The organism is Octadecabacter sp. SW4, assembly GCF_008065155.1.
Lineage (GTDB): Bacteria > Pseudomonadota > Alphaproteobacteria > Rhodobacterales > Rhodobacteraceae > SW4.
In genome coordinates this window covers 1612087-1630251 of the sequence record NZ_CP042819.1, presented here as the reverse complement: position 1 = coordinate 1630251, position 18165 = coordinate 1612087, and the positions used below count along the sequence as shown (strand labels likewise).

15 protein-coding genes and 1 tRNA gene are annotated in these 18165 nt (G+C 61.4%); 8 read left to right on the top strand and 8 right to left on the bottom strand.

Going from position 1 to position 18165, the window contains the following annotated elements; genetic code table 11:
• Positions 1–65 precede the first annotated feature (65 nt).
• Together FTO60_RS08055 and FTO60_RS08050 are read right to left on the bottom strand one after the other, a co-directional pair.
• Positions 66–593 carry a GNAT family N-acetyltransferase gene (locus tag FTO60_RS08055; RefSeq protein ID WP_148055475.1) on the bottom strand — a complete coding sequence of 176 codons (528 nt, stop codon included), beginning with the start codon at positions 591–593 and terminating at the stop codon, positions 66–68.
• The gene (locus tag FTO60_RS08050; RefSeq protein WP_148055474.1) at positions 593–2623 is read right to left on the bottom strand and encodes an ASKHA domain-containing protein; all 2031 of its coding nucleotides are present in this window, start codon (positions 2621–2623) and stop codon (positions 593–595) included. The genes FTO60_RS08055 and FTO60_RS08050 overlap by 1 nt, the downstream gene beginning before the upstream one ends.
• A 161-nt stretch (positions 2624–2784) precedes the next feature.
• Between FTO60_RS08050 and guaB the strand changes: the two genes are divergently transcribed.
• The 3 genes from guaB (at position 2785) to FTO60_RS08035 (ending at position 7888) form a co-directional block, all read left to right on the top strand.
• Positions 2785–4233, top strand: a complete 1449-nt coding sequence (gene guaB / locus FTO60_RS08045) for an IMP dehydrogenase (protein ID WP_148055473.1) — start codon at positions 2785–2787, stop codon at positions 4231–4233.
• A gap of 39 nt (positions 4234–4272) precedes the next feature.
• Positions 4273–5439, top strand: coding sequence for an RsmB/NOP family class I SAM-dependent RNA methyltransferase (locus tag FTO60_RS08040; RefSeq protein WP_148055472.1), 1167 nt, complete (start codon positions 4273–4275; stop codon positions 5437–5439).
• A gap of 169 nt (positions 5440–5608) precedes the next feature.
• Positions 5609–7888: an ATP-binding protein gene (locus tag FTO60_RS08035; protein WP_254696940.1), complete on the top strand. Its 2280-nt coding sequence runs from the start codon at positions 5609–5611 to the stop codon at positions 7886–7888.
• Positions 7889–8113: 225 nt separating this feature from the next.
• Here the strand turns inward: FTO60_RS08035 and FTO60_RS08030 are convergent, their stop codons facing one another.
• Positions 8114–9091 (bottom strand): glucokinase, encoded by a 978-nt coding sequence (locus tag FTO60_RS08030; RefSeq protein ID WP_148055471.1) that lies wholly within the window; start codon positions 9089–9091, stop codon positions 8114–8116.
• A gap of 168 nt (positions 9092–9259) precedes the next feature.
• Between FTO60_RS08030 and FTO60_RS08025 the strand changes: the two genes are divergently transcribed.
• Positions 9260–9973, top strand: coding sequence for an RlmE family RNA methyltransferase (locus tag FTO60_RS08025; protein ID WP_148057096.1), 714 nt, complete (start codon positions 9260–9262; stop codon positions 9971–9973).
• 62 nt (positions 9974–10035) lie between these two features.
• Complete coding sequence (locus FTO60_RS08020; protein WP_148055470.1) at positions 10036–10773, top strand: DUF805 domain-containing protein; 738 nt, start codon at positions 10036–10038, stop codon at positions 10771–10773.
• Here FTO60_RS08020 and FTO60_RS08015 read toward each other — a convergent pair.
• Positions 10770–11534, bottom strand: coding sequence for a DeoR/GlpR family DNA-binding transcription regulator (locus FTO60_RS08015; RefSeq protein WP_148055469.1), 765 nt, complete (start codon positions 11532–11534; stop codon positions 10770–10772). The genes FTO60_RS08020 and FTO60_RS08015 overlap by 4 nt on opposite strands.
• A gap of 155 nt (positions 11535–11689) precedes the next feature.
• On the opposite strand from FTO60_RS08015, the gene glpD reads away from it, so the two are divergent.
• Together glpD and glpK are read left to right on the top strand one after the other, a co-directional pair.
• Complete coding sequence (glpD, locus tag FTO60_RS08010) at positions 11690–13252, top strand: glycerol-3-phosphate dehydrogenase (protein WP_148055468.1); 1563 nt, start codon at positions 11690–11692, stop codon at positions 13250–13252.
• Positions 13249–14736 (top strand): glycerol kinase GlpK, encoded by a 1488-nt coding sequence (gene glpK / locus FTO60_RS08005; protein WP_148055467.1) that lies wholly within the window; start codon positions 13249–13251, stop codon positions 14734–14736. Before glpD ends, glpK begins: the two co-directional genes overlap by 4 nt.
• Before the next feature lie 8 nt (positions 14737–14744).
• Here the strand turns inward: glpK and FTO60_RS08000 are convergent, their stop codons facing one another.
• Both FTO60_RS08000 and FTO60_RS07995 read right to left on the bottom strand, forming a co-directional pair.
• Positions 14745–14942: a hypothetical protein gene (locus tag FTO60_RS08000; RefSeq protein WP_148055466.1), complete on the bottom strand. Its 198-nt coding sequence runs from the start codon at positions 14940–14942 to the stop codon at positions 14745–14747.
• Positions 14943–15198: 256 nt separating this feature from the next.
• Positions 15199–15289: transfer RNA gene (locus tag FTO60_RS07995), tRNA-Ser, on the bottom strand.
• 155 nt (positions 15290–15444) lie between these two features.
• On the opposite strand from FTO60_RS07995, the gene FTO60_RS07990 reads away from it, so the two are divergent.
• On the top strand, positions 15445–16269 hold the full coding sequence (locus FTO60_RS07990; RefSeq protein WP_148055465.1) for a DUF2059 domain-containing protein: 825 nt from the start codon (positions 15445–15447) through the stop codon (positions 16267–16269).
• Between the two features lie 79 nt (positions 16270–16348).
• Here FTO60_RS07990 and FTO60_RS07985 read toward each other — a convergent pair whose 3' ends face one another.
• Both FTO60_RS07985 and FTO60_RS07980 read right to left on the bottom strand, forming a co-directional pair.
• Complete coding sequence (locus tag FTO60_RS07985; RefSeq protein ID WP_148055464.1) at positions 16349–16774, bottom strand: cytochrome c; 426 nt, start codon at positions 16772–16774, stop codon at positions 16349–16351.
• 192 nt (positions 16775–16966) lie between these two features.
• Entirely contained in the window at positions 16967–17809 is an 843-nt protein-coding gene (locus tag FTO60_RS07980) for a hypothetical protein (protein ID WP_148055463.1), read from the bottom strand.
• Positions 17810–18165: the final 356 nt, after the last annotated feature.

Below are 18165 nucleotides of genomic sequence, written 5' to 3'. Positions count from 1 at the left end.
GACGGGCGGCACGGCCCTGCACGCATCGGCGTCCCTGGGGCGGGGGTGTCGTGGGGTTTTCAGTTTCATGTCTGCCAATCCTCGCGATCCAGCCGATAGACTTTCCACGGCGCGGGCACTGGCCCCAGTGCCAGGTCCGCATCATAACCATGGCGCGCGCCCAGCTTCATCGTCGCTTTTTGCGAGCGGATGTTGGTTGGGTCGATATGGAACCAGACCGCATCGAAATCGGCAAAGGCATGGGCCAGCATCAGCGCCTTCATGGCGCGGTTGACGGTGCCACCCCAATAGCGACACTCCAGAAACGTGAACCCGATTGAAATCGTGCCCGGCCTGTCGGGGGCGGTGTAGTAGCGTGAACAGCCGATGATGTCGCCGGACCCATTGTCGATCACGACCAGCGTGGCGCGGCTGGCCAGCAGCATGTCGAAATAGGGGCGGAACACCTCGGGCTTGTGCCGATCATGGGCCGGGTGACCGGCCCATGTTTCGGGATTTGATGCGGCCCGATACAGCCCGTCATAGTCATCAGGTGCAAGCGGGCGCAGGGTCAGGGTTGCGCCCTTCAGGATGGGTTGCGCATCAAATCCCATCAGCGCCGCCTGCGCCGTCCGCCGCCCTCGCCGCCGCCGGTGTTGAAGGTCGCGGTGGGGAGGGTGACGATGGAATTGAGAATCGGGAAGGGTTCCACGGCATTGGGGATCGCCGATGCGTTGACAAAGTGTTCCTGAAAGCGCGGCTCGATTGCCGTTTCAACCTTGTGGATCTCGCGCACGGTCGCTTCGATTTCCGCGCGCGCGGCACGGTTCAGAAGGGCGATACGCGCGCCTGTGCCCGCAGCGTTGCCCGCGGATGTGACCTTGTCCAGCGGCGCGTCCGGGATCATGCCCAAAACCATCGCGTGTTTCGTGCTGATATGTGCGCCAAAGGCGCCCGCCAGCACGATCCGGTCCACCTTGTCGACACCGAATTTATCCATCAGCAGGCGCGCACCGGAATAGAGCGCGGCCTTGGCCATCTGGATTTCGCGGATATCGCGGTTGGTGACGGTAATGGTGGGGCCGCCATCGGCACTGCCATCGTGGATCAGGTAGGAATGCGTGCGCCCGTCCAGGAAAATCCGGTCGCTGCCGGTCTGTTCAGGCGATCCGATCAGGCCGGGCGCATCCAATAGCCCCGCCATGCGCATCTCGGCGACGATTTCGATGATGCCCGACCCACAAATGCCAGTGACACCGGTGGTGGCGATCGCCTCGCTGAAGCCGTCCTCGGTTGACCACAGATCGCTTCCGATCACTTTGAAGCGGGGGGCCTTGGTCACCGGATCAATCTCGCAGCGTTCAATCGCGCCGGGGGCGGCGCGCTGGCCCGAACTGATCTGCGCGCCCTCGAAGGCGGGGCCGGTCGGGGATGAACAGGCCAGCACCTTGTCGCGGTTACCCAGCAGGATTTCCGCGTTGGTGCCGACGTCGACGATCAGCACCAGATCGTCAGATTTGTCGGGGGCCTCGGACAGGGCCACCGCCGCCGCATCGGCCCCCACATGTCCCGCGATGCAGGGCAGCAGGTAGGCGCGGGCTGCGGGATGAATTTCAAGGTCCAGATCGCGCGCATTCAGGCGGATCGCGTCGGACGTCGCGAGGGCAAATGGCGCCTGACCCAATTCAAACGGGTCAATCCCAAGGAACAGGTGGTGCATCACCGGATTGCAAACAAACACCGCGTCCATGATCAGGGTCTTGTCGATCCTGCCCTCCTCGGCGATCTGATCAAACAACTGGTTCATGCCCGCGCGCACGGCCTCGGTCATTTCAGCGGCTCCGGTGGCGTTCATCATGGAATAGCTGACGCGGCTCATCAGGTCTTCGCCAAAGCGGATCTGCGGGTTCATGATACCCGACGAGGCGATGACCTCGCCCGAGCGCAGATCGCACAGATGCGCGGCGATGGTGGTCGATCCCAGGTCAACCGCCAACCCGTAAACCGTGCCCTCATAAAACCCTGGCCAAAGGTGCATGATCCGCGGCGGATCATCGGCGCGGCCCTGATGCAGGGCGACAGTGACCTTCCATTCACCCTTGCGCAGGATCGGCTGCATGACACCCAGAATATGCAGATCAGCCGTCACATCATCAATGTCCCACTGATCCTTGAGCGCCATCGCCAAGCGCTCCAGATCGCCGCTGGGGTCATGCATATCGGGTTCGTTCACGACCACGTAATAAAGGCTGACCGTCGGGTCGAGGATGATCTCGCGCGCCTCGGCCCGCTTGCGCACGACCTGTTTGTGGACCTGACTTTCCGGGGGCACATCAATCACCACATCACCCTGCACCGTGGCCTGACAGCCCAGACGCCGGCCCTTTTTCAGCCCGCGCTTTTCGTCATAGCGGGCCTCCACGGCGTTCCAGGGCGACAGGGCATCGTCGCGCACGGTGACACCGTGTTTGGAAAACTCGCCATAAGACGGGGTGATCTGGCATTTGCTGCAAATCCCGCGCCCGCCGCAGACGCTGTCAAGGTCAACGCCCAACTGGCGCGCCGCCGTGAGGATCGGGGTGCCCACGGGGAAATGCCCGCGCTTGCCCGAAGGTGTAAAGATAACAAGGGGATCGTTGGTCATGCCTGTTGGCCCTTTTGCAGGTGTCGTGGCCACGATAGTGCAACCTGCGGCAGGGGAAAGGGCGATCCCGTCATTTCGTCGCCTTATCGCGGCATTGCCCTTTCGTTCAGGGGGTATCCATGCGATAGGCACGTGCCAAAGCCATCCATAGGAGCACTGATATGGAGATTCGCGAGGCCCTTACCTTTGATGATGTATTGCTTGTGCCCGGCGCGTCTGCCGTTTTGCCCAGCACCGCCGATACCCGCACCCGCGTCACCCGCGCGATTGCGATGAATATCCCGCTGCTCAGTTCCGCGATGGACACCGTGACCGAGGCGCGCATGGCCATCGCAATGGCGCAGGCCGGCGGCATCGGCGTGGTGCACAAGAACCTGGGCGTCGAGGAACAGGCGCGCGAGGTGCGCCGCGTCAAACGGTTCGAGTCCGGGATTGTCTATAACCCCGTGACCCTGCGCCCCGATCAGACCTTGGCCGAGGCGCGCGCACTTGTTGACCGCTACAATTTCACGGGCTTTCCGGTGGTGGATGACAAGGGTCGCGTCATGGGGATTGTCACCAATCGCGACATGCGCTTTGCCACATCGGATGATCAGCCGGTCTCGACGATGATGACCAGCAGCGATCTGGCCGTGCTGCGCGAACCTGCCGACCGGGACGAGGCGATTTCCCTGATGAAGGCGAAACGTATCGAAAAACTGCTGGTGACCGATGAAAAGGGCGTCTTGACGGGGCTTTTGACCCTGAAAGACACCGAACAGGCGGTGTTGAACCCGACCGCCTGCAAGGACGAGTTGGGGCGCTTGCGTGTGGCGGCGGCCACCTCTGTGGGCGATTCAGGCTTTGAACGCACCGAAGCGCTGATTGATGCGGGCGTTGATATCGTCGTGATCGATACCGCGCATGGCCACTCCGAAGGGGTGTTGGCAGCCGTGTCGCGCGTCAAGGCGCTGTCGAACAATGTGCAGATCATCGCCGGAAACGTGGCCACCGGTGACGCGACCCGCGCGCTGATCGATGCAGGTGCGGATGCGGTCAAGGTCGGCATCGGCCCCGGGTCAATCTGCACCACGCGGATGGTTGCCGGTGTGGGCGTGCCGCAACTGACGGCGATCATGGATTGCGCGGCGGCCGCCGGTGACGTGCCTGTGATTGCCGATGGAGGCATCAAGTTTTCGGGCGATTTCGCCAAGGCGATCGCAGCGGGCGCGTCCTGCGCGATGGTTGGCTCGATGATTGCAGGCACCGATGAAAGCCCGGGGGAAATTATCTTGTATCAAGGACGTAGCTTCAAGTCTTATCGCGGGATGGGCAGCCTTGGGGCGATGGCGCGCGGCTCGGCTGATCGGTATTTCCAAAAGGATGCGGCCAGTGACAAACTGGTGCCCGAAGGGATCGAAGGACAAGTGCCCTATAAGGGATCGGCGGGGGCTGTCGTGCATCAACTGGTTGGCGGATTGCGCGCCGCGATGGGCTATACGGGCTGCGCCACGGTTGCCGCGATGCGCAAGGATTGCACCTTCGTCAAGATCACCGGCGCGGGTCTCAAGGAAAGCCATGTGCATGATGTGCAGATTACGCGCGAATCACCGAATTATCGGATTGGATAGGGTTTTCAGATTGTTGCGCGGCAAAGTTAAGGTCGCATCATGACGCCCGCTGCCCGTGTGTCAGCCGCGATTGAAATCCTCGATCGGATCATATCCGGTGATGCTGCCGAACGCGCCTTGACCACGTGGGCACGTGGCAGTCGTTTTGCCGGGTCCAAGGACCGCGCAGCGGTGCGCGATCACGTCTTTGGGGCGCTACGCTGTTGGCGGTCGTTTGCTTGGCTTGGGGGTGGCGCATCGGGACGCGCCCTGATGTTAGGTGCGTTGCGCGATGCAAACATCTCTCCCAAAACGATTTTTACCGGTGAAGGCCATGCACCTGCACGCCTTGGCCCCGACGATAGCGCGGGGCAATCGCTTGAGGCCGCACCTTTGGCGGTGCGCTGCGATATGCCCGATTGGCTGATGGATCAGATTGTCGCTGATCTTGGTGATCGGGCTGAAACTGTTTGCGCTGTGCTACGCCATCGCGCCGCGGTGCATCTGCGCGTCAACCTGTCACGCACGACGCGCGATGATGCAGCACGCATGTTGGCGGACGAGGGGATCACGACGCGACCCCTTTGTAACGTAAAGACCGGCTTGCAAGTCACTGAAAATGAACGGCGTGTTGTGCAATCAGCAGCCTATCTTGAGGGCATGGTCGAGCTTCAGGACAGCGCCTCGCAGCAGGCGATCGCGCGCTGTCACATCACGCCAGATATGCGAGTCCTTGATTTCTGCGCCGGGGGTGGTGGCAAGGCCCTCGCGTTGGCGGACCGGAGCGCCGAGGTCTTTGCCCATGATGTCGACCCAAATCGCATGCGCGACATCCCGCAGCGAGCGCAACGGGCGGGTGTTGATATTGCCCGGTTGGATACATCAACTTTGGCAGGTAATACGCCGTTTGATATGGTTTTTTGTGACAGCCCCTGTTCAGGAAGCGGCACATGGCGGCGCGCGCCCGATGCGAAATGGCGGCTGACGCCTGATCGCCTGAATGATCTGAACGCGATGCAGGATTCGGTGCTTGATCAGGCCGCTGATCTGGTCGCGCCACAGGGGCAGTTGATTTATGCGACCTGTTCGTTTCTGACCCGGGAAAATCGCGCCCGGGTCGACGCATTTTTGGCGCGGACATCGGGCTGGCACGTGGTCGACGAACTGCGGCTTTTGCCCGCATCAGATCAGGATGGTTTCTACCTTGCAGTGATCGCGCGCGGGTAATTCGCAACCAAGGGTTGCAAAGCGTGCGCTATTCCATAGTCTTGGCCTATCTTAAGCGACGCTTAACACTTCTGAGGTGTGATGAAGGCGACGCGATTCGAGGCGGGACCACGTGACGCAAACCGACATGACCCTGGCGGATGACCCAAAACCTGAACGCGGCGCTGATATGCAGCGCTGGCGTGTGACGGCGCTCGCGCTGATCGGCATCGCGGGCTTTGGCGCGGCGTTTCTGTCACCTGATCCGTTGATCGGGCTGGCCGCGCAGGTCGGTGGGGCGACGCTCACCGCGCTGGCGGGATTTCTCGCGCTCAAGGGCGCGCGGCTGAAATCACGTCACACCGTGATGCTGCAAACCGTTGCGGGTTTCGTCGAAAATGATACGACGCCCAGTTTCGTGACCGACAGCGACGGCGAAATCGGCTATCGTAATCCCGCGGCTCGCGAACGGTTCCATGACCATGCGGTTGATACGCTGGGCTTTGCCTTTGGCGATCTGTTTGCCAATCCCGGCGCGGTGCTGTTTCGTTTGCAAAGCAAGGCGCATGCCCTTGGCTCCGCGCGCGAGGATATCGTCACGCGGCGCGGACATGTGCGGCTGTCGGTGCATCAGATCGATGCCGCGGCCTATCTTTGGCGGCTCGAAGACCTGACCGACAAGGCGGGGGGCGGACGGGCGGCGGATTCGCTTAGCCTGCCCATGCTGACGGCGGGGCCTTCGGGCACAGTGTTGTTCATGAACGAGGCCTTTCGCCGACTCTTGGGCGGGCGCGCGAAATCGCTCGACAAGATATTCCCGCAATTGCCGCTGGTATCGGGGCAGGTGCACCGCGTCGATGCCGCCGAAGGCCCGGTCGAAAGCCTTGTGGCCGAGGTGAGCGGAAGCGGCGGACGCCGCGAAATCTATCTGTTGCCCAGCGGCGATAGGGGTGACAGCGCGCTGTCGGCGCCGATCATGCCCAACGCCTGGGACGCGATTGAAGAACTGCCTGTGCCGCTTCTCAAGGTCGCGGCAACTGGCGAGGTGATCGCGTCAAACCGCGAGGCGCGGTTGCTGCTGCAATCGCCGATCACGCCGCAAACACGCCTGTCGGACCTGCTTGAGGGGCTGGGACGGCCGATCATCGACTGGCTGCAAGAGGCCGCCGAGGGGCGCGGCAGCCTGGCGCCCCAGTTTCTGCGCGGCACCGGTGCCCATCAGGATACCTTTGTGCAAGTGTCGCTGAACCCGGCCGGTGACAGCGACGCGACCCATCTGATTGCTGTGCTCAATGACGTGACCGAGCTCAAGACGTTGGAAAAACAATTTGTCCAAAGTCAGAAAATGCAGGCGATCGGCCAGTTGGCGGGCGGTGTGGCGCATGATTTCAACAACCTGCTGACGGCGATTTCGGGCCACTGCGATCTGTTGCTGCTGCGCCACGATCAGGGCGATCAGGACTATAGCGACCTGGTGCAGATCCATCAAAATGCGAACCGCGCGGCGTCACTTGTGGGACAGTTGCTGGCGTTTTCGCGCAAGCAGAACCTGCGCCCCGAAATTCTGGATCTGCGCGATACGCTGTCGGAAATGACCCATCTTTTGAATCGTCTTGTGGGTGAAAAGGTGCGTTTGACGCTGGATCACGATCCCAGCCTTCTGCCGATCCGCGCGGACAAGCGCCAGCTTGAACAGGTTTTGATGAACCTTGTGGTGAATGCCCGCGATGCGCTGCCACAGGGCGGCGAAATTCGTGTTGAGACCGAAAATGCCGTCCTGGCCATGCCGCTTACGCGCGATCGCGCGACGGTGCCACCGGGCAGTTATGTTGTGGTGCGGGTGATTGATGCGGGCACCGGAATTGCGCCCGAAACCCTGCCAAAGATCTTTGAACCCTTTTATACGACCAAACGCACGGGCGAGGGCACGGGGCTGGGCCTTTCCACCGCTTATGGGATCGTCAAGCAGACTGGCGGGTTCATCTTTGCCGATAGCGAGGTGGGCGTTGGCACGACGTTCAGCCTGTATTTCCCAAGTCACGAAAAGCCGCTTGAAGTGCCGGTCCAGACCCCGGTGATCGAAGCGCAGGCGCCCCAGACGCGGGCCGAAGGAGTGGTGCTCTTGGTCGAGGATGAAGCGCCGGTGCGTGCCTTTGCCAGCCGCGCCTTGCGGCTGCGCGGCTATACGGTGCTTGAGGCGGATTGCGCCGAAATGGCGCTGCATATGCTGGATGATCCGGACCTTCAGGTCGATATTTTTGTGACCGATGTAATCATGCCCGGCAAGGATGGCCCCACATGGGTGCGCGAGGCGCTGACCACGCGGCCCGATACCAAAGTCGTTTTTGTGTCTGGCTACGCCGAGGATGCCTTTGGCGAAAATCAGGCGCAAATTCCCAATTCGGTCTTTTTGCCCAAGCCGTTTTCACTCAACGACCTGACGACGACGGTGTCACAACAGCTCCACTGACTGAAAGGGCGGCAAGTGGCGGGTGCCATCGGCCCCTTGGAGTCGTGAATTCAGCCCGGTGAAGTTATGACATCTGCCCCGCGAAGGTGCGGCGTCAGCCCCGCGCGGTTGTGAGATTTGCCGCGCATGGCTGCGGCCTCAGGCCCCTGCGGTTGTGCCACAAGCAGTCCGCCGTTGTGCCATCAACCCCGCGCGAGAGAGACCACGACAACCCGCAGGGCGGCGTCATACGTTTTCCTGCAACGACACCAGATGGCAGGCCGACCCGGTCAGTGCGGCGTAATCATCCTCGATCACATGCACGCCGAAATTCCCCATGAAACCGGCAAAACGCCCCTTGTCGCGAAAGGCCTCGGCAAAGCCGAAATCCTGCAAATAGGGCGCAAAGGCACGCGCCACACCGCCCACCAGAAACACGCCCCCAAAGGGCAGCTGAATCAGCGCAAGGTTGCCCGCGACCGTGCCAAGGATGCGGGTGAACACCTGCGCAGCCTCAACCGCGCGGGGGTCATCACCGCTGGCGCAACTTTGCATGATGTCTTGGGCCCTGGCCTCGCGCGGGTCACCCGCCTCAAAGCCCAGAAAGGCATAAACCCGTTCAAGCCCGCGCCCCGACAGCACGTCTTCGATCGCCGGAAACCCGTGCGCTGTCGCGACATATTCGCAAAGCGCCAGTTCGCGCGGCGTGCGGATCGGCAGATTGGCATGGCCGCATTCGGACGGGGGCACAAGGCGGGCACCGTTGCCTTCAAAGACGGGTGCCGCGTTAAAACCGGTGCCCACACCGATCACCATTTTCGCGGCCGTCGCTTCGGCATCGGGGCCTTGGATGATTGTGCGGATATTGGCCGGATCCAGATGCCCCAAGGCGTGCCCCTGCGCCTGCAAGTCGTTCAGGATCGCGACCGTTTCCGCTTTGCTGGCGCGGGCCAGCGTGTCCTGGTCGATTGCCCAGTCCAGATTTGTCATGGTGGCGCGCCCGTCACGCACCGGCCCCGCCACGGCAACGCAGGCCGCTTTTGCATCAACGTCGCCTTCATCGCGCACGTATTGCCGCAAGACGGTTTCCAGACCGGCAAAGTCGCTGTTGCGATACCGGCGGATCGTGTCGGGCAAGACCTGGCGCCCGTCTGCAAGGGCCACGCGCGTGTTTGTGCCGCCAATATCGGCGACAAGGGCGTAAGCGTTGGCGGGGTGAGGCATGGATTCCAATCCTGTTCGGCGCGGCGATGGGCGCCTGATACGGGGGATTTGCTGCCCACTCAAGGCTCACCCCCTGAAAACAGCACAAATTAAGCCCGCAAACCCGACCAAGCCTTTTGCGCGCGCCCGCATTGGCCTATGTGTAACAAAACAACCAGCGAGACCCCGATGGCCAAGAAGCCGACAAAAAATTCCAGTGGCCGTGGCCAGCGTGACCTGACCGTCAAGGTCAAGACCGCGCGCGGACGCAAGCTGAGCTCAACCTTGTGGTTGCAGCGCCAGTTGAATGACCCCTACGTCAAACGCGCCCAGGCAGACGGCTATCGCGGGCGTGCGGCCTACAAGATACTGGAACTGGACGACAAATTCAGGTTCCTGGTGCCGGGCGCACGGGTTGTTGACCTTGGTGCGGCCCCCGGTGGCTGGTGTCAGGTAGCCGTGCCGCGGGTGAATGCGCTGGGGGAACGATCCGGCAAGGCGATTGGCACGATCCTTGGCGTGGACCTTCAAGAGATGGAGCCGATTGCCGGCTGCGAGCTGCACCGCCTCGATTTCATGGAGGACGACGCCGACATCAAGGTCAAGGAATGGCTGGGCGGGCAGGCGGATGTGGTCATGTCCGACATGGCCGCCAGTGCCTCGGGGCACAAGCAGACCGATCACAACCGGATCATGGCGCTGTGCGAAGCGGCCGCGTATTTCGCCTTTGACGTGCTGACCGAGGGCGGCACCTTTGTTGCCAAGGTTCTCGCAGGCGGGGCCGAGGGCGATCTGCAAAAGCTTCTCAAGCAGAAATTTACCAAGGTGGTGCATGTCAAACCCCCGGCCTCGCGGTCCGACAGTTCGGAAAAATTCGTGATTGCAACAGGTTTTCGCGGCTAGACGGCTTGCCCGACTGGAATATGGTTTCTATGGTCAAGGCATTGCAATTTAGGGGTTAACGTATGAGCACGCACAGCTGGTATTACGTGGTGGACGGCGCGCGCGCCGGTCCGGTCGAAGAAAGCGAAATCACGCGGCTGATCGATGCCGGAACCGTCACAGCCCAGACCCTTGTCTGGCGCGAGGGGCTGGATGGATGGGTTGCCGCCTCCGAACATTTCGCCATGTCCGGCGCCATGTCCACCCCGGGGGCACCGCCGCCCATGCCGACACCCGCCGCGCCCCAAGCCGCAATTCCGCGCAGCCATCCGGGGGTGCAACAGGCGCTATACGACGGCGCACCCGCCCGCGGCTTTGGCGAGGCAATCAACGTGTGCCTGAATAAATACGTCGATTTCAAAGGCCGCGCGAGCCGGTCCGAGTTTTGGTATTTTATTCTGTTCACTTTCATTCTGGGCATCGCGACCAGCCTGCTTGATGTGATGCTGTTCCCGAATAATGCGATGTCGCCGCTCAATTCGCTGGTATCGCTGGCCGTGTTCTTGCCCGGCCTTGCCGTGGCCATGCGCCGCTTGCATGACACCAACCGCAGCGGCTGGTGGATCGGCGGGTTTTACCTTGGCCTGATCGCCTATGTGGTGTTTATCGGCGTGGCGACCGGCGTATCGCCCTACAGTGAACCGTCAGGTGGCATGTTGGGGCTGATGGGGGCTGGCGGCCTTGCAGCACTGGGTTTTGCGATCGCGCTGCTGGTGTTTTACTGCCAGCGCGGCGATCCGGGGCCGAACCACTACGGCTAGGCCAGTGTGATGCGCGTGCCCCAATCGGCGCAGGCACTGACCAGCCGTTCCGAAGGGACCGCATCGGTGACAAGGTCATCGGCCTGCATCAGCGAGCCGATCCGCATCGGCGCCTTGCGGCTGAATTTTGACGCATCCGCCACGACGATGGATTGACGCGCCTGTGCCAGAATGGCGCGGCTGACGTGGACTTCCTGCGCGTCGAAATCAAGCAGATCACCTTCGCCGTCGATCGCCGAGGCGCCGATTATCGCATAGTCCACCTTGAACCGTTCGATCGCCAGTGTCGCCAGATCGCCAACCAGCCCACCGTCGGCGCGGCGCAGCTGCCCGCCCGCGACGACCACATCGCAGCGCGGATTCTGCGCCAGAATATTGGCCACGTTCAGATTATTGGTGACGACCATCAGGTCGCTGTGATGGCGCAGGGCATGGGCAACGGATTCGGTTGTGGTGCCGATATTGAGGAATAGCGAGGCGCGATGCGGGATCAGCCGGGCGGTAACAGCGGCGATGCGCGCCTTGGCCTCGCGGTGCAACGCGCGCCGGTCACCGTAACCGATATTGCCAACCCCCGAGGCCAATACCGCACCGCCATGCACGCGTTCCACCGCGCCCAAAGCGGCCAGCGCGCGCAGATCGCGCCGGATCGTCTGCACTGTCACATCCAGCTGGCTGGCAAGGGCGGTGGCGCTGACCTTGCCCTGGGTGCGGGCCTGCGCCAGAATCGCAGCGTGGCGGGCGATGTTCGTTTCATCCATAAACCGAACATGACATAGCGCAGACAGCCCAGCAATATGGTGATTTGGCGCTTTCGCTTTGGGTTCGTTATTGTGGTGACGAACCTGCGCCCGGGTTGTTCTTGCCCGCCGTGGCCATAACAGCCATCACCATGCCAACACGGGGGGGATGCCATATGAAAAGCCAGGCGGACTATGATCTTTTTGTGATTGGCGGCGGCATCAACGGTGTTGGCATCGCCCGCGACGCGGCGGGGCGCGGCCTGCGCGTGGGGCTGGCGGAAATGAACGATCTGGCCAGCGCGACCTCAAGCGCCTCGACCAAGCTGTTTCACGGTGGTTTGCGCTATCTGGAATATTTTGAATTCGGGCTGGTGCGCAAAGCGTTGATTGAACGCGAAGTCCTGCTGCGCGCCATGCCTCATATCAGTTGGCCGATGCGGTTTGTGTTGCCGTTTCATCGGGACATGCGCTTTGAAGGGGATACGCCCACATCGAAACTGTTGTCGCTGTTCCTGCCCTGGATGAAGGGGCGGCGCCCCGCATGGCTGATCCGGCTGGGGCTGTTCCTCTATGACAATCTGGGCGGGCGCGAAATTTTGCCGGGCACCCGCACGCTTGATCTGACGGTTGACCCTGCGGGTGCACCGATCAAGGGCAAGTTCCGCCGCGCCTGGGAATATTCCGACTGCTGGATCGAGGATTCGCGCCTTGTTGTGCTCAATGCCCGCGACGCCGAAGATCGCGGCGCAACCATCATGACCCGCACCAAGGTGATCAGCGCAACACGCGTTGACGGGCTGTGGCAGGTGACGCTGGAAGGGGGCAAGACCCTGAGCGCGCGCGCGCTGGTCAATGCCGCCGGTCCTTGGGTCGAGGATGTCGTGCGCGGCGTTGCCGGCCTCAATTCATCCGAGGGCGTGCGCCTTGTGCGGGGCAGTCATATCGTCACCAGGCGCCTGTTTGATCACGACAAGAGCTACTTTTTTCAGGGCGAGGATGGGCGGATCATCTTTGCCATTCCTTATGAAACAGACTTTACCCTGATTGGCACAACTGACAAGGAACACAGTGACTTGGGCGTCGAACCTTATGCAACGGATGAAGAACAGGATTACCTGTGCGCCTTTGCGTCCCAGTATTTCAAGCGCCCCGTGACCCGTGCCGATGTGGTCTGGACCTATTCCGGCGTGCGCCCGCTTTATGATGACGGCGCGAAATCGGCGACGGCGGCCACGCGCGACTATGTGCTGTCGCTGGATGACAATGGCGCGCCCTTGCTCAATGTCTTTGGCGGCAAGATCACGACCTATCGCAAACTGGCAGAGAACGCGCTGAAGAAACTGGTGCCGCTGATTGGTGGCACGGGTGTGTGGACGGCGACCGTGCCCTTGCCGGGCGGCGATTTCAAGGTGGCGGATAAACCTGCGCTGAACACGCGTTTGCAGGCTGATTACGGATTTTTGACGCTGGACTGGGCCAAACGCCTGATCCGCGCCTATGGCACGGATGCCTGGAAGGTTCTGGGCGAGGCGCGGACGCCTGACGATCTGGGCGCTGATTTCGGCGCGACCCTCACGGGGGCCGAGGTGCGCTGGCTGATCAGCCGTGAATATGCGCGCACCGCCCAGGATGTGATCTGGCGGCGCAGCAAACTTGGCCTTAGGCTGGACGCCGGACAGGTGGCCAAACTTGAACAATTCATGGCCCACGAGCAGAAAAAGGAGGGCGCGAAATGACCCATATTCTGGCGATTGATCAGGGCACCACATCCAGTCGCGCGATCATCTTTGACGCGGATATGGCCATTGCGGCGACCGCCCAAAAGGAGTTCACCCAGCATTTCCCGCACAGCGGCTGGGTTGAACATGACATTGATGAAATCTGGTCAACAGTGGTCACGACCTGCCGCGAAGCGATGGAAAAGGCCGGGCTCAGCGCAGGCGATATCGCCGCGATCGGCATTACCAACCAGCGCGAAACCACGCTGGTCTGGGATCGCAAGACAGGCGAACCGGTGCACAACGCCATCGTCTGGCAGGACCGGCGCACGGCTGATTTCTGTGCGCAACTGCGCGCCGAAGGCTTTGAAGCCGAGATCACGCAGCGCACGGGGCTGCTGGCCGATCCGTATTTTTCCGCCACCAAGGTGCATTATATCCTCAACACGGTTGCGGGCGCGCAGGCCCGCGCTGAGGCGGGCGAGTTGCTGTTCGGCACCGTCGATTGCTATCTCATCTGGAAGCTGACGGGTGGCAGGGTCCACGCCACAGATGCCACCAATGCGGCGCGCACGATGTTATATAACATTCGTGACGGGGCATGGGATGACACGATTTGCCAACGCCTTGATATTCCGCGCGCCATGCTGCCCGAGGTGCGCGACTGTGCGGCCGATTTCGGGGAAACCCGCGCGGACCTGTTCGGCGCGCCGATCCCGATTTTGGGCGTTGCGGGCGATCAGCAAGCCGCGACCATCGGGCAGGCTTGTTTTGATGCGGGCATGTTGAAATCGACCTATGGCACGGGATGTTTTGCCTTGCTCAATACCGGCGATACGCTGGTGGAAAGCCGCAACCGGATGCTGGGCACGATTGCCTATCAGCTTGACGGCAAACCGACCTATGCGCTTGAGGGGTCGATTTTCATCGCCGGGGCCGTGGTGCAATGGCTGCGTGACGGGCTGGGGGTGATTGGCGCGGCAGACGAGACGCAGGCGCTGGCGGAAAAGGCCGATCCGTCGCAGGAGTTGTATCTGGTGCCTGCCTTTACCGGCCTTGGTGCGCCCCATTGGGACGCCAAGGCGCGCGGCGCAATCTATGGGCTGACGCGCAATTCGGGACCGGCTGAATTTGCCCGCGCGGCGCTCGAAAGTGTCGGGTTTCAGACCCGCGATCTGCTCGAGGCGATGCAGGCGGATTGGGCGCAGGCCGAGGAGGCGAGCGTGCTGCGCGTGGACGGCGGGATGAGCGCGTCGGACTGGTCCATGCAGTTCCTGTCCGACATCATCGGCGCGCCGGTTGACCGGCCACAGGTGCTGGAAACCACCGCTTTGGGGGCGGCGTGGCTGGCAGGGATGCGCGCGGGCGTCTACCCCGATCAGGCGGGGTTCGCCGCCTCATGGGCGCTGCAACAGCGGTTTGAACCACAGATGGACAGCGCCACGCGCGAACGCCGTTATGCGGGCTGGAAGGATGCAGTTGACCGCACGCTTAGTCGGTAAGCGGCCTGTTAGATTGCCAGCGTGCACACATCGCGCCCGTGGGGCAGGGTTGTCAGCACGGTGCCAGCCGCCGTCTTTCGCAGATCATAACCATAGCCCTTGAGGCGATGCTGCCATTCGCGGTCAGACACGCAGGACTTGCGTTCGGACATCACGAAATCGCGGACCTGTGCGATGATCATCGGGTTGTTTGCCGTGAAGTGCATTGTTCATTCTCCATTACCAATAACGCTTCCTGAGGATGACTGTGCACAGATTTCATGTTCGCATTTCAGCGCGATTGGGGCAAACAAGGGGTGATTTCGGACGCGATTGTGGCGCGGGGGTTTGGGGCCGGCTTGCGAAAACAACGAACGCCATGGCCGCAGCCATGCCCAAGGCACGGGCCTTTCTGAGCAGGCGACCGCGTGGCCGAAAAACCTGCCGAATGACACATAACAATGCCGGAATCTTGGGAACCAATGGCGGAGAGACAGGGATTCGAACCCTGGGAACCCTTTAGAGGCTCAACGGTTTTCGAAACCGTCCCGTTCGACCACTCCGGCACCTCTCCGCGCGGGGTCAACGGGGGCGGGCTTACTGTGACCGATTGCGGCGCGCAAGCAAAAAGGCGCGAAATGGCGCGAACTTCTGACATTTGCGTGCGTCCCCTTGGAAAGCGCGGCCGCGCGCCATATCACTAGGGCAACCCCAACCAAAAGGTTCGCCATGTTCACCCGATTGATGACCGCCGCCGCCCTGACTGCATTCGCCTTTCCCGTCATTGCCCAGCAACACACCCCCGAGGCGCAGCTGTTTGATGCGCTTGGCATGGATGACATGCTGGAGGTCATGCGCGAGGAGGGCATCGCCTATGGCATGCAGATCGATCAGGAGATGCTGGGCGGATCGGGCGGCCGCGACTGGCGCGCCACGGTCGAGCTGATCTACGATTCCGAGCGTATGAAAACCGAAGTCAGTGCGGAACTGGCCGCCGAGATGGCGGGCATGGATATTGCACCGATGCTGGACTTTTTCACATCCGATCTGGGACAGGAGATTATCACCCTCGAGGTCAGTGCGCGCCGCGCCCTGCTTGACGAGGTCGTCGAGGCTGCCAGCAAGGACGCCGCCGCCATCGCCAGCGCGCAGGAAACGCCGCGCTTCTTGCAGGTGCAGCGTTTTGCCGACGTGAATGATCTGATCGAAACCAATGTGGTCGGCGGCATGAACTCCAACTTTGCCTTTTACATGGGGCTGATGGAGGGCGGCGCGCTGAACGGTGACATCAGCGAAGAGCAGATCCTGACCGATGTCTGGTCACAAGAGGCCGACATTCGCCAGAATACGCAAGACTGGGTCTATTCGTATTCGCTACTGGCCTATCAACCGCTAAGTGACAACGATCTGGACGCCTATATCGCCTTTAGCGAAAGCGCGGCGGGGCAGGATCTGAATCGCGCGCTGTTTGCCGCCTTTGACGGGATGTTCGAAGATATCAGCTTTGCCCTCGGGCGGGCCTCGGCGACCTATATGATCAGCCAGGAACTGTAGGGCAGGGGTATGCGGCGCAGTCAAACCTGACGACGCCGCTGATCGCGCGCCTTGCACACCCCGTTGCGCCGCGCCGCGATTATCCGGGTGCCTGGATCGTGGCGAGGAAAAACACCAGCTCGAGGATCCGGGCCTGCGCCGTGGGCAGGCCACTCGTGCCCATTCCGAATTCGCCCTCTTGTGCAATGATGTCGGCGTTGAACCGATTGCCCCAGATCGGCATCTCGGTGGTGCCGTGGCCTGCGGCCTGACCAGCGTCGGCGATGGTGTCATAGATCTGTTCAAACGGGAACCGCCCGCCATTGCGTTCGGCAAGCCCCGTCAGGTCGGAGGGTGCCGATTTCAACAGATCAAGGATCGGGCCGTTTCCCGTCCCGTCCGCGCCGTGACAAACCGCACAGTTGGCCATGAACGAGTCACGGCCAATGTCTTGGGCAAGTGACGCGCCGGGCAGGGCCAGAGCCATTGCCGCTGCTGCAAAAAGTGATTTTGTGGTGCTGATCATCGCTATTCTCCAATTCTGGTCGATTGACTGATGGACACAGCGTGATTTTAGCGGGACTCGCGCGGGCAAAAATTGATTTTTGTCAACCGCCGCCCGCCGCACTGTGAGATGCACGCCCGGCGGGGTATCGCCCTCGTCATGCAAAACAGCCGCCCCGAAGGCGGCTGTGATACGCTGAATATGCAGTTTCGATTAGTCGAGCGGTGCCATCCAGCTTGCGGCCTGAAAGCCGCCAAGCGGTGTGGTCAGGGCTGTCTGGGCGGCACGCGGGCCAAAGTTCCAGCGGGCACCAAGGTAGATGTTGGATTCCGTTCCGGTGTCATCGTCATTGACGTCATAAACGTCCAGATAGGCGTAGCGCGCGACCAGATCCATGTTGTCGGTGATGGCATAGGCTGCGTCCACTGTGACCAGAGAGAACTCTCCGGGCTGGTCACCGCAATCGACAAAGCAATCATCCGCCTCACCGAACTCATAGCTCAGGCCAGCGATAATACGATCATTGAACTGATGCCTGGCGCCGACACGCGCGGCGTAGCCGACGTATTCGTTGTCACCAGGATCACCGATTGCGTCCATTGCGCCAACCTGGGCATAAAGCATCGCGCCAACAGGTAGTGTGTAGCTGGCTTCGAGGCCAGCCAGCGACCCCGTCATCGGATCCTCAGAGTCGTAACCGTCAAAATAGCCAACGGCCGCAAAGGCACCGACATAGGTCGCGCCAAATTCACGTCCGAAATGCAGACCGATAACGCCGCTGTGCAGCGGGCCGCTTTCATAGACATCATCAAGCCCTTCGTCATCTGTCATTTCGAACCGGCCATCAAACGACAGACGGTAATCGCCAAAGTTGCGCTGACTTTGTCCGGCAATGTAGGCGCCGACAAACGGGCTGCCGACAATGGCTGTATCGGTGCTGGTGCGGTCTGATGAAAACAACCCGCCTTCGATATTGCCGACCCAGTCTTGCGCCGCCACGGGGGCTGCCAAAAGAATGGCCATCATGGCGACTGTGTTTCTGAAATTCCGTTTCATGCTGTTCCCCTTCAAGGCGCGAAAACCAACGTGGTTTCGCTATGCCCGCATTTTAATGACTGCGCGGGGAGCACGGCTTAACTTCGCGCAAGTTGGGGGGGCGAAATGTAGTTTACCTTAGGATACCTTTGCCGCAGGTCTGGTGGTCTGACGATTGGTGCGCCGTGCAGCATCAGACCGCACGAAGGCGACCAGACCTGTATGCGTGGCACTTTATGGCTGCCAAACACGCCCTGCCTTTAAAGACTGGCAAATCCGATAGCAAACTCGCCAGCCCCTGGGGCCGTCTGCCGATGCACGGCAGCCGCGGTTTGATTCCCTGCGGACCCTTGGCAGGACGGGGGGTGCAGAAGGGC